The organism is Dysgonomonas gadei ATCC BAA-286 (assembly GCF_000213555.1).
Classification (GTDB): Bacteria; Bacteroidota; Bacteroidia; order Bacteroidales; family Dysgonomonadaceae; genus Dysgonomonas; species Dysgonomonas gadei.
In genome coordinates, this window is sequence record NZ_GL891983.1 from 50,195 (window position 1) to 65,986 (window position 15,792).

Sequence of the window (15,792 nt, forward strand, 5' to 3'; positions counted from 1 at the left end):
AAAAACTTTATCAAAGGTACAAATATTATACCTTTTACAGAAACGCCTTTACCATTTTTAGACTAATTAATTAATTACAAACTGATTACAATCAGAAACAGATAAATATGCTTTGATTCTAACAAAAAATTAATAGCAAACCAGACCCGCCCTTCGGAGTAAAAAAACAAACCCTTTTTATAATTTGTCCATTAAAAATAAATTCTCTTAATTTACAAAAAAATCTAGCCTCATGAACACTCAATCGGATACGATTATTTACAATTACATGGATACCTTCTTCTGTTGCCACGTAGAAAAGGACAAACTCTGCGAAGAAATGATTACTGACCACATGCTGGTATACATCTGCTCCGGTGAAATGGTTTTGCAGACAAAAGAAAAACGTACCATCTTCAGGAAAGGGGATTCCGTATTTATGAAACGCAATCATCTCGCAAAAAAGACAAAACGGCCGACCAAAAGCGGAGAGCCATTCAAAGGACTTTTTTTACAGCTTAGAACACCTCTCCTAAAGAGCTTGATGGCTGAGGCCAAATTTCCAATATCTACCAATTTTTATGCGGGAAGTAAAGACAGAAGTTATACAATGCTTACCAGGCATCCATTCCTAACCGGCCTGTTTATGTCGTTGGAACAATACTTTGATTCGCAGAAATATCCGTCCAATGAGTTGATGACAACCAAATTGAAAGAAGCTGCCCTCGTCCTTTTAGAGGTGGATCCTTCGCTAGCCAGTGTCTTATTCGATTTCGCAGAACCATGGAAAACGGATCTCGCCGAGTTCATGAACAAAAATTACAAATATGATCTGTCGCTTCAGGAGTTTGCTCATTATACCGGCCGAAGCCTCACTTCTTTCAAGCGTGATTTTGCATCTATCTTTAATGAACCTCCGGGCAGATGGCTTGTAAAAAAAAGATTGCATGACGCATATAATCAGATTGTAAACAAAAACCAAAAGCCGTCTGAAGTATATCAGGAAGTAGGATTTAAGAATCTGTCGCACTTCTCTACTGCATTCAAAAAAGAATTCGGATATCCACCCTCTAATAAAATGGACTTTCAAGAAAAGTAAATTTGAACCTATAAGCAAAGTAAGCCATTCTCTTTCTCCTTATATTTGTGCCTGATTGCCATAGCACTATCTTAAGGATATAAAAAAAACAACACGTTTTTTGCTTAGTTCAAAGATAATATATAGTATTGTATTGGTTTTGAAGATTATGGGTACAGAGTAAAAAACAAATACCAGAATTACATTTTTTATCAACAGCAACCTGAAAAACAGAAAGGATGAGAAGAATATATTTCTTCCGTTTTAACAAAAGCATTTTCAATAAATAATAATAAACACCGCACTTAATTCACTTTGATTATGGAAACAACAACAGTAAAACTTTATTCTCTCAACTACAAAGAGGTTAAAACATATATGTTTGCCTTACTGTTTATTGCCGGCAATATAGTTCTTCCTCAAATCTGCCATTTAGTTCCCGGTGGAGGGCTTACATGGCTGCCTATCTATTTCTTCACACTGATTGCCGCATATAAATATGGCTTTCGCGTAGGGCTACTGACAGCCATACTATCTCCTTTGGCTAACAATATCTTATTTGGTATGCCTCCGGCAGATGTATTGCCTATAATCCTTATCAAATCAACTTTATTAGCCGGTGCAGCAGCTTATGCCGCACACCGTTTCGAAAAAGTATCTCTTCCTGTTCTGGTTGGTGTAGTACTGGCTTATCAGATAGTAGGAATACCTGTAGAATGGGCTATAGTTAAAGATCTGTTTGTAGCAGTTCAGGACTTCCGCATTGGTATACCGGGTATGCTGATCCAGATATTCGGAGGGTTTGCTGTATTAAAAGCTATAGCTAAACTCTAAAAAATAACTTAAAGATTTCAGGTTTCAAAATTTCAAAATAGGTTTATTCTCAATATATCTATACCCTAATCTTGAAACCTGAATTGAAAATCGGCGTAAGCCAAATTTTGAAATCATAGTTATCATGTATGACAAAACATTCGAAGAAGTATTGGAGCGATTCCGCTCAATATCTTTTTCCGAACAGTTCGATATGATTGTAGCCATCGCTAACGGAGGTATAATTCCTGCGGCGATTCTAAATCAGCGTTTAGGCATTGAAATACAGCTTTTGAAAATCAATCTCAGAGATAGCAACCAAAGGCCAATCTACGATAGTCCGCAGCTAATGGCTCCCATCGATTTTGAATTTAAAGGTAAAACGATCCTGCTTGTAGAAGACAGGGTTAAAACAGGCGCATCTCTTACGAAAGCCTGCGAATTGCTGAAAGACGCTAAAGTTATAAAAACGTTTGCAGTAAATGGAAAAGCAAATTACAGCCTCTACGATGAGACCTGCTTTAAATTTCCATGGTTATTATAATAAAGGTAAAAGGTAAAATAAATAAAGAAAAAAAGTTGGTTATGGATAGACGTAATTTTTTAAGGGCAATTGCACTTACAGGAGCTGCGGCAACAATTAAGGCAAGTGGCAACATAGATATACTGTCTGAAAAATTTATTAGTTCCGAATCTGCAGCCGCAGTGGATATGGTTGCCGTCATGGGCGGTGAGCCCGAGGTTATGTTCAGGCGCGCCATGACTGAAATGGGCGGCATGGGTAAATTCATAAAAAAAGGGTGGAAAGTAGTAGTAAAACCGAATATCGGATGGGATAAGACCCCTGAACAATCGGGCAATACCAACCCGAAGCTGGTAGCTGAAGTCATCCGCCAATGCTTGTCTGCAGGGGCTAAAGAAGTTGTTGTATTCGACCACACCTGCGATGATTGGATCAAATGTTACAAAAACAGTGGTATTGAAGCCGCAGCCAAAGCAGCCGGAGCTAAAGTACTTCCTGCACACGAAGAATCATACTATCGTGAGGTTGCCCTCCCTCTGGGGAAAAAACTGAAAAGTGCAAAAATACATCAAGCTGTCATAGATTGTGATGCCTGGATAAACCTTCCTGTACTGAAACATCATGGGGGTGCCAACCTTACAATTTCCATGAAAAATTATATGGGTATCGTCTGGGACAGGCGTATTTTTCACAGTACTGATTTGCAACAATGTATAGCCGATGTATGTACATATTCGAAAAAACCGGTTCTCAATATTGTAGACGCGTACAGGATCGTGAAAACAAACGGTCCGCAAGGCCGTTCGACTGCCGATGTGGCAAATCCGAAAGGTCTTTTTATTTCTCAGGATATAGTGGCGGTAGATACGGCTGCAGCCAAATTCTTCGGTCAGGTACGGACAATGCCTCTCGACCATGTAGGCCATATAGCAGGAGGTCAAGCCCATAAGCTTGGTACAATGGACATAGATAATCTGAACATCAAGAGAATAAAAATTTAATTTCACAAAGATCAACTATCAACTATGCTAAAAAAACTTCGGGTGGGTGTATCTCTTATTTTATTCGCCCTGATAACATTCTATTTTCTTGATTTTGCAGCACTGATGCCTGACCAGTTTCATGCACTGGCGCATATACAGTTCATTCCTGCAATATTGGGTAGCAGCTTTATTATATTAACAGTACTTATTGTATTGACTCTGCTATTCGGACGCGTATACTGTTCCTCTGTTTGTCCGATGGGTATCTATCAGGACATTGTGGCATGGATTTCTAAAAAAACTGCCAAAAAGAAAAAGAGATACAAATACAGCAAGGCCAAGAATATACTCAGATGGTCGGTAATCGCAGTTGTCCTGATGACTTTCTTTGCAGGTTACCCTGTTTTATTAGGATTAGTAGACCCCTATAGTGCATACGGACGCATTATTGCCAACCTGTTCAAACCGGTTTATATGGCCGGAAATAACGTTTTGGAATCTATTTTTACCAGTTTCGGCAATTATACATTCTATAAAATGGAAGTAGTGATACTCAGTATGTTTTCTTTCCTCATTGCTATTATCACATTCCTTGGCATAGGCTTCTTTGCTTGGAAATACGGACGAACATTTTGTAATACGGTGTGTCCTGTAGGAACTGTGCTGGGTTTCATCAGCAAGTTTTCGCTATTCAAAATCCGGATAGACGACAGTCTGTGTAACAGCTGCGGTTCGTGCGCTATGAAGTGTAAGGCTTCGTGCATCGACAGCAAAAACCATACAGTAGACCACAGCCGCTGTGTAGATTGCTTCAATTGCCTCGACAGCTGTTCACGTAATGCATTGAAGTTTACACCTTACAGGAAGAAAGCCACTAATATCAATATAGAAAATACGACTGACTCAGGAAAAAGGCAATTTCTGGCTACGGCAATAACAACAGCCGTATCTGTACCTGCGGTATTTGCACAGGAAAAGATAGTAGAAATTGTAACAGGCGAAAAAGTCCCTACACGTCAAAATCCGATATGCCCGCCGGGAGCAAAAAGTGCTGAGCATTTACTGCATCATTGCACATCGTGCCACCTTTGCATAAGCCGTTGCCCGTCAAGGGTTATAAAACCAGCTTTCATGGAATATGGCATCGGAGGCATTATGCAACCTGTAATGACTTACGAAAAGGGATTCTGTAACTATAACTGCACAGTATGCGCCGATGTGTGTCCCAACCAGGCACTGCTGCCTCTGACGATGGAAGAAAAACATATGACACAAATAGGCCGGGTACATTTTGTTGAAGATATTTGTGTGGTGCATGTAGAGGAAACCAATTGCGGGGCTTGTGCCGAGCATTGTCCTACGCAAGCTGTAACGATGGTTCCCTACGAGGGTCACGAAGGACTTACTATACCACATATCACCCCTGACATTTGTGTAGGGTGTGGCGGATGTGAATTTATCTGTCCCGTACGACCTAACCGTGCAATTTTTGTAGAAGGTAATGTAGTTCATCAGACCCGGAAAGCGTTTGAGATTGAAGAAAAAGAAGAAGTTGAGGTTGATGATTTCGGATTCTAATTTCCCCGTTCATCATTATCCCTGAAAATTCATAATACGAGGGAGAACCGGCCAAGTTGGCCGGTTTTATTTTTTCACAGTATGTTTAAAGGTTAATAACAACCGTGAAATTCGTAAGAGTCCATTTCTAACTTTTCTTCAGAATGTCCGTGTCCTATATAAGATTTATAAGTTGTAGAGTTTAAAGTCCACTCCAAATCGAACTCTTCCAACAGGCGAACTATGATATGAATAAAAAGGTTTTTTATGCTTTTGTTGAGATTCATCACTATAATGTTTATATGGTTTAATTATAACAGGGTGGGTTATCTCCCTATTATTGTAGACGAATAACTCAAATGCATATTTTAAGAAAAGGTCTTTTTTCGAAAAAAGTTGATCGAACAGGCATAAGAATAAAGGTATATCCGGTAATAAAAAAAGAGACTCTCATATGAAAGTCTCTTTTTTGTTATTTGTTTCTATATACAACCCGGCATTCTATCCGCCACTGTTGAGGGAACAAATTATCCCGCATATATCTGTATGGATTACCTTGAGCTAACTGCATAAGTTTCAACTCACGACCTGTAAAGATGCCTGTATTATTTATGATATTCAGCACTTCTTGCTGATACGGCATATTTGATTGCTTGACAAGCTCTGTCAATCCCGGCCAATCCTCTCCTTTAAACTCTGTAAAAAATAACTGATCAGGATAGCTATTTCCGGCTTGCAAGGTTCTCTTGAATGCCAGAGACTGCTCCTTAGTGAGTTCATCATTATCCATATAAATTCCATCCACAGACGTGTAAGCAGTAATATAAACACCTATAAGAGTAACATTCTCGTTGGTCATAGCCCAATCGATCAAAGCTTTTACCTTATCTACTTCCTCCTGATTAGCTACAACAAATGATTTTTTGCCCGAAAGGCGCAAATCGAAAGTAGCGCTTTCGCGTGAAGGATCTGCCGGATTGGAAAAGATCTCATTTGTGGATGACGGTGCACTGCCTATGAATTCCTGTCTTACGGTAGGTAAAGGCGTCTGCACCTTAGATACCTTTGCGTTAATACCATTCTTCAAAGCTTCTGCATAACTGTATAATGGAAATCCTCCAATCTGGTTCAAATCAATCTTCATATCTAATCTCGAACTATTCATCCAAGGTTCGTAAGAGACTTTAGTCTGATATAATTCGTTTTTTTGACCGGGAGTTTTAGGAAACCTGTATGACCCAACGTCTGCCAGACTCCTGTTAAGCAAATAAAAGCCTTGCTGTCCTTGTCCTATCAGTACTACATTCGGGAGTGCCAGAGCATTAGAATTTGCCCTTATCAGAGGTGTCAACGTAAGGGAATCGCCTAATTCAACATAGTAATCTTGCAAATTAAAATAAATGCTTACATATACATTTTCCTTGTCATATTCAAATTCAATGTTTTTGTATTTGGCATTATTATTTTGTTGTGCATAGACTCCCTGGTGATAACAAATGAATGCTACCATCAGAAAAATGATAAAAATCTTCTTCATATTTATATATTAGTGTTATAGGTATTTGTCTACACCTTCTATAAAGTCTCCACCCTTAAAATCGGGTAATATAAAAAACAGAATATACAAAAGATATTCTTGTATGCATGCTAATATTCAGTTGTCTTGTATTCCGACCTGGTTTTATGTCCGAAAGGTAATAAAAATATTTCAAAAATTCACTTTGTATAAATCAAATCAGCTATATTTATTGTTATATATCACAGATAAAGTAATTGTAAAGAATATGGCAAGAAAGAAAAAGAAGAACTTTGTATTAGATACAAATGTAATACTACATGATTTCAGATGTTTAGACAATTTTGAAGAAAACGATATATATCTTCCTATCGTAGTGCTGGAAGAGTTGGACAAATTCAAAAAAGGAAATGACCAGATAAATTACAATGCCCGCGAATTCCTCCGTCAACTGGACGCTATCACCGACGACAATCTATTCTCAGAAGGTACTCCCTTAGGAAGCGGGATGGGGAATCTTTTTGTGGAAACAGGTATCAAAGCACAAAGCCAGGTATATGAAATATTTCCTGAAAGAATCCCCGATCATCGCATACTGTCCGCCGTAGTAGAGATAACAGAGCGCGATCCGAAAACAAAAACAATACTGGTTACCAAAGACATTAATCTGCGGATGAAGGCACGCGCCATCGGTCTGCTGGCAGAAGATTATATCAACGACAAAGTCGTGGATGTATTTATGTTTGAGAAACAACACAAAACGTTCAAAGACATGGACTCTTCCGTCATTGATAATCTGTACGCCAGTCCGGATGGTATCGACCTCGATGAATTTGATCTGGAAAGTCCTGTTATCGCAAACGAATGCTTTGTGATGAAAAACGGGAAAAAGAGTGTCTTAGCACGCTACAATCCTTTTAGTAATAAGATAAAGAAGATTGAGAAACAAATAGCGTACGGCATACAGCCACGCAATGCCGAACAAACATTTGCGCTGGAAGTATTGATGGATCCGGAAATAAAGCTCGTGGCGCTGACAGGGAAAGCGGGTACAGGAAAAACCTTACTGGCTCTGGCTTCGGCCTTGAAGCAAAGTGAAAGTTTCGACCAGATATTGCTAGCCCGCCCCATTGTAGCCCTTGGCAATAAAGAATTGGGATTCCTGCCCGGCGACGAAAAGCAAAAGATCGCACCATATATGCAACCTTTGTTCGATAATCTTTCGGTAATAAAAAATCACATCGCATATGGAGGCGCAGAATACCGCAACATTGAAGAGATGCAGAAGAGCAAGAAACTGGAAATAGAAGCCCTTGCTTATATCCGCGGACGAAGCCTGTCGGAAATGATATGCATTATAGATGAAGCGCAAAACCTAACCCCCCATGAGATAAAAACGATTATCACCCGTGCAGGAGAAGGTACTAAAATGATATTCACAGGAGACTTGCAGCAGATAGATTCCCCATACCTCGACGCCCAGTCGAACGGGCTTGCCTATATGATAGACAAGATGAACGGACAGGATCTGTTTGCTCATGTAAATCTGGTGAAGGGTGAAAGAAGTAAGTTATCCGAAGTGGCAAGTACATTATTATAATTAAAAAGCAGCGATTTGATACAGATTGTACCGAATCTTGTATCTTTGCACCAATTTTAAATAATAATACAGGAAATGAGAATTTTGATACTTGGAGCCGGAAAGATGGGTTCTTTCTTCGGCGATGTGCTTAGCTTCGACCACGAGCTTGCTGTATTTGATATTGATCCGCAAAAGCTGAGGTTTATATACAATACGGTGAGGATGAGTGATCCAAAAGAAATTGCGGATTTCGATCCAGAACTTGTTATCAATGCTGCTACAGTCAAATATACGATAGATGCATTCAAAACGGTACTGCCATACATCAGCAAAGATTGCATCATCTCGGACATAGCATCCGTAAAAACAGGATTGAAAGAGTTTTATGCAACTGTAGAGCAGCCTTTTGCTTCATCTCATCCTATGTTCGGCCCCACATTTGCCGACCTGCGCAACCTGAGTACACAAAGTGCAATCGTGATCTCGGAATCGAGCGAAGCGGGAAAGAAATTTTTCCTTGATCTATATAAAAGTCTGAATTTAAGAGTATTTGAATATACGTTTGAAGAACATGACGAAACAATCGCTTACTCTTTGTCTATACCTTTTGCATCCACCCTTGTTTTCACATCGGTAATGAAACATCAGGAAGCACCGGGTACAACATTCAAACGACATATGGATATTGCTAAAGGTTTGCTCTCGGAAGACGATTATTTACTTACGGAAATCTTATTCAACCCATATACACCTGCTCAGGTCGAAGGTATCCGTAAGGAGTTGAAGAACCTTCTGGAAATAATAGAAAGGAAGGATAGTACGGCCATGCTCGACTTCCTGACCAAGGCAAGAAAGAATATAGCAGAAAAGGAATAATTAATGAGAAAACAATATGAGCTGCATCTTGAGAAATCAGGGTGCAGTTTTTCGTTTCAATCTATACCGGTAATATTGCAATGCATTCAGTAATACCGATGTAACCATCAGTATTTCGAACGGATAGCTGAACCGTGAATTTGTCCCGTATGTAGCAAAAGCCTGAAGGAGCGAAGCAAATAATATAATCAAGGATATAATTGCTTCGGGCGTCAACTTCCTTCTGCGTATAGCAACTACAATATTGTAAGGGATAAGTAATACAAAAAGAATTTTCACCAGTTGCAGGACAATACGCCCCGTATAGCACACATACATAACTACAATATGCGACTCGGGTACAGAGAAACTATAAACCTCCCAATAAAGCGAGGTTTTCCAAAAATCGCGCCACGAGACAAGTACCTGTTCAAGATAAAGCCCCGGATTCTTTTTAATAGTAGCAATACTGTAATCGTACATTTTTTTTGACAAATCGGGGAATGATAAACCTGTGCGGGCTTTCAGCTCGGGATAGGCCTCCCAGATAGTCATAGCGATTTCTTTATCTTTAGGGTTTTCGTATCTGTATCTCACATATACATTTCCGATTTCCCTGTATTCTTCAGTCGTATTATCTGCAAACCATACACAATTCTGCGCAATATTGAAACCATAGAAAGTAGAAGAAACGAAAAGACCTGTGTTCAGTTTATTTACATAAGACCATCCTAAAAAGACAAATAGAGGTATCAGTAACGTCAAAGCATATTTACGGGTTATAATCTTCAGAGAACTATGATTGTGCAGTACCAGTATTATGAACAAGAGGATAGCCAGATAGACATAAAACATCTTTATCAGCACAAGGTAGCCACAGAGCAGAGACAGCCATAAATAGTTTTTCGAACTGCTTTCCTTATCCTTTATAATACTAAAAAACACATAAAATATAAGCGTGACAACCAGCAATATAAACGTCTCGGTAAGTATAGCGAATTCAAAGAAAACCGAAGGTAGGTAAGTTGTTCCGAAAAGGGTCATTACCAATGCAATCCTTTTCTCCACATCCATCAGCAATAAGGTCTTATAGCCTGCCACAAGTGTACAGACACCCATTACCAACTGGAATATAACCGTTACCAGATCAGACAAACCGGAAAAGCAAAGCAACAGCGGATAGCCGGGCGGCCTCTCACCTTCGTATCCGGCAAGATTTAAACTAAGAATGCGTTCTGCCAATACCTTGTAATCTTCGCTGTCAGGATATAATGTAATATGCCCGTAAAGGATAGCTATCAATAAACGGACAAATACCGCAACAATAACAATCGTTTTTACGGGGTGATTGATACACCACAGCCATATTTTAGTTGTTGATTCCAAATTATCTGACTTTAAATAACAGACCGGTATGATTATAACTAACAGGGCCTGATTATGTTCGCCAAGATATTAATATTTTGTGAAAACATTCCCATTAAAACTTTAATACTTTATATCTTTACAGACACAATTTTTATAAACATGGCAATAGTACTTATATCGTGGTTCATAATTTTCTTTGTATTATTCACTGCCGGAGATTTTTTTATTTCCATATATAATCTGATTTGCAAGAGAAAAGAAGTATATTCGGTTCCCGATACAATTCTATTCGGCCTGTTTTTTACAATCATTCCTCTCTCTGTCACCTCTTTCTTTATCCCTTCCAATCATTATATCTTGTTCGCCTGTATTGCATTATGCATAGGATACTGGATTTGGAAAAGAGAAAGAATAAGTCTGTTATTACAGAAATTGAAAGAAATTAGTAATCTGGCCTTCTATCAAAAAGTTTTACTCGCATTTCTCTTTTTATCCTTTATCTTAATTGCTGTGTGGGCACCAAACGGTTTCGACGCTATGTCGTACCATTATGCGAATATCCGCTGGAATGAAGAATATCCCGTAACGCCGGGCATAGCAAACCTTGAAGACCGTTTCGGATTCAATTCCAACCTGTTTTTGCTGGATGCCATTTTCACACTCAGGCTTTTTCTCGGTTATCCGGTTTATACTGTCCAGTCATTAATCGCCATTCTCATATTCTCGTGGATACTCTTAGAGGTTTTCAGGTCAAAATTTGAATTGAAACGGGTAATCCTTTTTATCGTATCAGTCGTTTATTTCTATTATGAACATAGGGGCATAAGCGATACATCGACCGATATAATCCCCGGACTGGTTACGTTTTATCTGGTTGTCAAAATCATTTTATATCCTGAATCTTTCAGGCAAAACTATTTACTATATATCTTCGTTCCTGTTGCTCTGGCCGGATTCAAACTGTCGGCCGCACCGGTTGCCCTGCTCAGTATTTTCCTTGCTATTGCTGTTATCCGTCAAAAAGAATACAAGCCGTTAATCTTTATCACCTCCCTTCTATTCTTATATTTTGTTTTGTGGATGGCACGGACTGTAATTATATCGGGTTACCTCATATACCCTCTTCACGAAATTAACCTTTTCGCTTTCGACTGGCAGGTACCTGTGGAGACTGCGGTCAAACAACGTTTCCTTATCGGCTATTATGCAAACGAATACATGGCAGAGGCTTTCCGAAACGGGATAGCAGTACACAACAAATATTATATAATACTTTCATTTATCTATTTGCTTACCGCATCATCTGTCGTCGTCTCCTTATACACAACCTTTAAAAGCAGGAATACAATATACAAATATGTACTGGCAACCCTGACACTCTGCTTGTGTTACTGGTTCTTTTTTGCGCACGATTTCCGTTTTGGCAGCGGCTATGTATTCGCGGCCATATTTACAGGGGCAGCATGTCTATCGGGAAAAAAGACATATTTCTTTCCTCGCTTAAGCATTGCTTCTATATCCTTACTGATCTTGTGGATGACTGTCTTTTCTTTTCGTTCAGCGTCCTATTACGACGAATGTCTGAAGGATCAGCTGGATGTGACTGAAAAGAGCAAACGCATAACAAGAATATTGTTGCATCCCTACTCTGCCAAAGATAAAATGGCCGCGTTAAAAGAAAACGAAGCTGCGGATGAAGACTTTTCGATAAAACAACATAAGTTGAATAATTCGGTCTCCATCGGCATCAGCACCTACCCCAGTGGCTGGTATGGCGACAACATTCCTTGTATAGCCAATAAGGAAGGTACGCCGGATTTCTGGACAATCCCGGATATCAGGTGGATAGAAGCAAGAGGAAATTCAATAAAAAATGGGTTCAGAAGGAAAAGGGAATTTATAAATAAATGATTAATTTTACCCTCAATTTCACGAACTTTTTATTCTCTGAGTTTTTATAAATCTAAATCAATACTCCGATGTTCGACAACGAAAAAAGGGCTTTTATCGCCATATCACAAGATGCAGAGGTTTGTCTGGTTCCTAAGATGGCAAACCGTCACGGGCTTATTACCGGAGCCACCGGAACAGGGAAAACCGTTACCCTGCAAACATTGGCGGAGACATTCAGTAAAATGGGCGTACCTGTTTTTGCTGCCGATGTAAAAGGTGACCTGTCGGGTGTAGCCGCCACTGGAGGCAACAAGGATAGCGTAGTACAGCGCGTAGAGTCGTACCATCTGGCTGGCAAAGGATTTAAATTTCAGGCATTTCCCGTACAATTCTGGGATGTATTCGGTGAACAGGGAACTCCTATCAGAGCTACAGTAGCCGATATGGGACCATTGCTGCTCAGCCGCCTGCTTTCGCTGAACGACACTCAATCTGCCGTTCTGACCATTATATTTAAGATAGCAAAAGACGAATCTCTGGCGATAATTGACCTTAAAGATTTGCAAAAGTTACTCGAATATGTAGGGAACAACTCCAATAAATATACAACTGCATACGGAAATATATCAACGGCCAGCATCGGAGCCATACAGCGTGGATTAATAACACTCGAACATGACGGGGCAGACCAGTTTTTCGGAGAGCCTAACCTGAATATTGACGATCTGATACAAACGGAGGGAGAAAAAGGAGTAATCAATATCCTTGCGTCGGACAAGCTGATGAATTCTCCGAGGGTGTATACAACCTTCCTGATGTGGCTGATGACAAAACTGTTTGAAGTAATGCCGGAAGTAGGAGACCCTGATAAACCGAAAATGGTCTTTTTCTTCGATGAAGCACATTTATTATTCACAGATGCGCCAAAAGCATTATTGGAAAAGATAGAGCAGGTCGTACGGCTTATCCGTTCGAAAGGAATAGGTATATATTTCATATCCCAAACGCCTGCCGATATACCCGATTCTGTTTTGGGACAATTGGGTAACCGTGTACAGCATGCACTCAGGGCATATACGCCGAAAGACCAGAAAGCCGTAAAAGTAGCAGCACAAACATTTCGTGCCAATCCGAAATTCGATACGGAAACCGCAATCTCCGAACTGGGAACAGGAGAAGCATTAGTCTCTTTCCTCGATGAAAAGGGACGGCCAAATCAGGTGGAAAGAGCCTATATATTGCCTCCGGAAGGACAGATAGGCCCATTAGATGCAGATGTAAGAAAGAAAATGATAGCCGGTTCATTGCTTTACAGGCATTATGCACAGGTACAGGACAGGCAATCGGCCTACGAAATCCTTACCGAACGCCTGCAAGGCACATTGAGCGAAAGGAACAGGCAGCACAAGAAAAAGCCGATGCCAAAGCTCAAAAAGAACAGGAAAAAATACAGAAAGAACAAGCAAAAATAGAACGTCAGGAAGCAGTGCAAAAAAAGAAATTCTGGGGAGCAATAGCAACTACGGTTGTAGTTCCATTGGCAAAGCAGGTTATTAACGCCTTCTTCAAAGGTTCAAAGAAAAGATAAAAAACAGATTGATGCAATTATTACAACCTCAGCACTGGATCGATTACGAACTGATCGACTCGGGAGAATATGAAAAGTTGGAGAGATTCGGCAAATACATTATACGCCGCCCCGAGCCGCAAGCCGTATGGCGCAAATCATTACCGGAAAAAGAATGGGAAAATATACCGGATGCCATATTCAAAAGGGAAAAAGGAAAAACTTCTCAGGATGGTAACGACAAGGGTGTATGGACTCAAAAAAAAGGAATGCCAGACCAGTGGTTCATCAATTATAAGTATAAGGAAATGAACCTTAAGTTTCGTTTGGGACTGACCTCTTTCAAGCATGTCGGCATATTTCCCGAACAGGCCGAAAACTGGAATTTCATCTACGATACAATCAAAGAAATAAAAACAGAGGAGCCTAAAATCCTCAATCTCTTCGCATACACAGGCGGAGCCTCTATTGCAGCTAAGAGTGCCGGAGCAGATGTTACACATGTGGATTCGGTGCGGCAGGTAATTACTTGGTCACGTGAGAATATGGAAGCTTCGGGACTGGACAATATCCGCTGGATAGTGGAAGATGCCCTTAAATTTTGTCGCAGAGAGGTAAAACGCGAAAAGAAATACAATGGTATAATCCTCGACCCTCCCGCTTATGGCCGGGGACCTGACGGTGAAAAATGGATATTGGAAGAGAATATTGCCGAACTGATGGAGCTATGCCGTGAACTATTGGCTGAGAAAGATTCGTTCCTTATACTCAATCTCTACTCGATGGGATTCTCGGCTGTCATTGCTGAAAATCTGATAAAGGATTATTTTCCGGATGTAAAAAATTGCCAGTTCGGTGAACTTATTGTTCCGGAAAAATCGGGTAAGAATCTTCCGCTTAGTGTGTATGCCCGTTTCAAGAAGTAAGTGATGAAAATATCGATCTATGATCTTTCAAAGAACCAGATTACCATACTTAAAGGGCTTGGTATGATAATTATAGTTCTGCACAACTTTCTGCACTGGACAAACAAAATAGGTGAAAATGAGTTCTCTTTCGATCCCGGTCGTATATTCAGGTTTATAGATGCCGTTATTCATTACGATGCGTGGTTAATTATAGGAGGTAGTTTTTCTTTCTGGGGATTCCTGGGTATTGAAGTATTCATCTTTGCCAGTGCCTACGGATTGACAAAACAATTTCTGAAGAAAAAACCCGCATCATACAAATCATACATTTTACCGAAGTTGATAAAGATATACGGTCTGATTATAATAGGCCTCGTCTGCTACTTCATGTTGATGTTTCGTTTCAATCCGGCAACCACAGACCGTTTTCCCGAATTTGTAATATCGTCTCTGCTATTATATAATAACTTCTCTTTCGATATCATTTTTTCGTATCCTTACATAGGCCCATGGTGGTATTTCAGCTTTATTATTCAATTATATCTGATCTTTCCCCTACTCTACTTCATAATAGATAAGTATAAAAAAAGGGGATTGTATATTATGTTTGCTATCAGTTGTATTCTGATATATGCGTTGCTACCTGTTTGCAATAAATTAAATATACCCCTCTTTGCCAATTTCATTGGGCATTTACCGGAATTTATTCTTGCTATTGGTTTTGCCATGTATAAAGACTGGTATATCGATTATAAAACGGTATTGCCTGCTCTCTGCATATTTATACTGTCATGGTTTTCCGAATACTTTTTTCCGTTGAGTTTTGTATCGGCAACTATTCTGATAATTTATTTTTGCCATCCTATATATAATTGTTCTTGGAAAATTATACAAAAGCCGCTCTTATTTGTTGGAGGCATCAGTATGTTTATGTTCCTTATCAATGGCCCTTTACGTGCTTACAGCCTCAGGTATATGTACGGAAAGGAACAACCCGAAATATTATTACTGACACTTATCCATTTGTTGACAACAATAGTTATATCATTTGTTATCAGTATATTTTATAACAACATGATCTCTCCCCATCTTAACAGATTGATAAAGAAGGTGAAATAATAATGGAAAAAAGAAAAAGTATCGGCGACCTTTGCGATTTTTCATATCATG

At 39.6% G+C, this 15,792-nt stretch carries 13 protein-coding genes; 11 read left to right on the forward strand and 2 right to left on the reverse strand.

What is annotated here, in order from left to right; translation table 11 throughout:
- The first annotated feature begins 232 nt into the window (after positions 1 to 232).
- The 5 genes from HMPREF9455_RS10320 to HMPREF9455_RS10340 all read left to right on the forward strand — a co-directional run bounded on the left by HMPREF9455_RS10320 (position 233) and on the right by HMPREF9455_RS10340 (position 4,954).
- Positions 233 to 1,078: a helix-turn-helix domain-containing protein gene (locus HMPREF9455_RS10320; protein ID WP_006799627.1), complete on the forward strand. Its 846-nt coding sequence runs from the start codon at positions 233 to 235 to the stop codon at positions 1,076 to 1,078.
- A gap of 300 nt (positions 1,079 to 1,378) precedes the next feature.
- Positions 1,379 to 1,891, forward strand: a complete 513-nt coding sequence (locus HMPREF9455_RS10325) for a hypothetical protein (RefSeq protein ID WP_006799628.1) — start codon at positions 1,379 to 1,381, stop codon at positions 1,889 to 1,891.
- Between the two features lie 124 nt (positions 1,892 to 2,015).
- The gene (locus tag HMPREF9455_RS10330) at positions 2,016 to 2,414 is read left to right on the forward strand and encodes a phosphoribosyltransferase (RefSeq protein WP_006799629.1); all 399 of its coding nucleotides are present in this window, start codon (positions 2,016 to 2,018) and stop codon (positions 2,412 to 2,414) included.
- A 41-nt stretch (positions 2,415 to 2,455) separates the two neighbouring features.
- Positions 2,456 to 3,394 carry a DUF362 domain-containing protein gene (locus HMPREF9455_RS10335; RefSeq protein ID WP_044216033.1) on the forward strand — a complete coding sequence of 313 codons (939 nt, stop codon included), beginning with the start codon at positions 2,456 to 2,458 and terminating at the stop codon, positions 3,392 to 3,394.
- Positions 3,395 to 3,418: 24 nt separating this feature from the next.
- Positions 3,419 to 4,954, forward strand: coding sequence for a 4Fe-4S dicluster domain-containing protein (locus HMPREF9455_RS10340; RefSeq protein WP_006799631.1), 1,536 nt, complete (start codon positions 3,419 to 3,421; stop codon positions 4,952 to 4,954).
- Between the two features lie 451 nt (positions 4,955 to 5,405).
- On the opposite strand, the gene HMPREF9455_RS10345 is transcribed toward HMPREF9455_RS10340, so the two are convergent.
- Complete coding sequence (locus tag HMPREF9455_RS10345; protein ID WP_006799633.1) at positions 5,406 to 6,470, reverse strand: DUF3868 domain-containing protein; 1,065 nt, start codon at positions 6,468 to 6,470, stop codon at positions 5,406 to 5,408.
- A gap of 247 nt (positions 6,471 to 6,717) precedes the next feature.
- Between HMPREF9455_RS10345 and HMPREF9455_RS10350 the strand changes: the two genes are divergently transcribed.
- Complete coding sequence (locus HMPREF9455_RS10350; protein ID WP_044216037.1) at positions 6,718 to 8,049, forward strand: PhoH family protein; 1,332 nt, start codon at positions 6,718 to 6,720, stop codon at positions 8,047 to 8,049.
- A gap of 75 nt (positions 8,050 to 8,124) precedes the next feature.
- Complete coding sequence (locus HMPREF9455_RS10355; RefSeq protein ID WP_006799635.1) at positions 8,125 to 8,907, forward strand: prephenate dehydrogenase/arogenate dehydrogenase family protein; 783 nt, start codon at positions 8,125 to 8,127, stop codon at positions 8,905 to 8,907.
- 36 nt (positions 8,908 to 8,943) lie between these two features.
- Here HMPREF9455_RS10355 and HMPREF9455_RS10360 read toward each other — a convergent pair whose 3' ends face one another.
- The gene (locus tag HMPREF9455_RS10360) at positions 8,944 to 10,272 is read right to left on the reverse strand and encodes a glycosyltransferase family 39 protein (RefSeq protein ID WP_006799636.1); all 1,329 of its coding nucleotides are present in this window, start codon (positions 10,270 to 10,272) and stop codon (positions 8,944 to 8,946) included.
- 141 nt (positions 10,273 to 10,413) lie between these two features.
- Between HMPREF9455_RS10360 and HMPREF9455_RS10365 the strand changes: the two genes are divergently transcribed.
- The 4 genes from HMPREF9455_RS10365 to HMPREF9455_RS10380 all read left to right on the forward strand — a co-directional run bounded on the left by HMPREF9455_RS10365 (position 10,414) and on the right by HMPREF9455_RS10380 (position 15,741).
- Positions 10,414 to 12,165 carry an LIC_10190 family membrane protein gene (locus HMPREF9455_RS10365; RefSeq protein ID WP_044215981.1) on the forward strand — a complete coding sequence of 584 codons (1,752 nt, stop codon included), beginning with the start codon at positions 10,414 to 10,416 and terminating at the stop codon, positions 12,163 to 12,165.
- 68 nt (positions 12,166 to 12,233) lie between these two features.
- Positions 12,234 to 13,619, forward strand: coding sequence for a helicase HerA-like domain-containing protein (locus HMPREF9455_RS10370; protein ID WP_006799638.1), 1,386 nt, complete (start codon positions 12,234 to 12,236; stop codon positions 13,617 to 13,619).
- A 127-nt stretch (positions 13,620 to 13,746) separates the two neighbouring features.
- On the forward strand, positions 13,747 to 14,640 hold the full coding sequence (locus HMPREF9455_RS10375) for an RsmD family RNA methyltransferase (RefSeq protein ID WP_006799639.1): 894 nt from the start codon (positions 13,747 to 13,749) through the stop codon (positions 14,638 to 14,640).
- 3 nt (positions 14,641 to 14,643) lie between these two features.
- Positions 14,644 to 15,741 carry an acyltransferase family protein gene (locus HMPREF9455_RS10380; RefSeq protein ID WP_006799640.1) on the forward strand — a complete coding sequence of 366 codons (1,098 nt, stop codon included), beginning with the start codon at positions 14,644 to 14,646 and terminating at the stop codon, positions 15,739 to 15,741.
- Positions 15,742 to 15,792 lie beyond the last annotated feature (51 nt).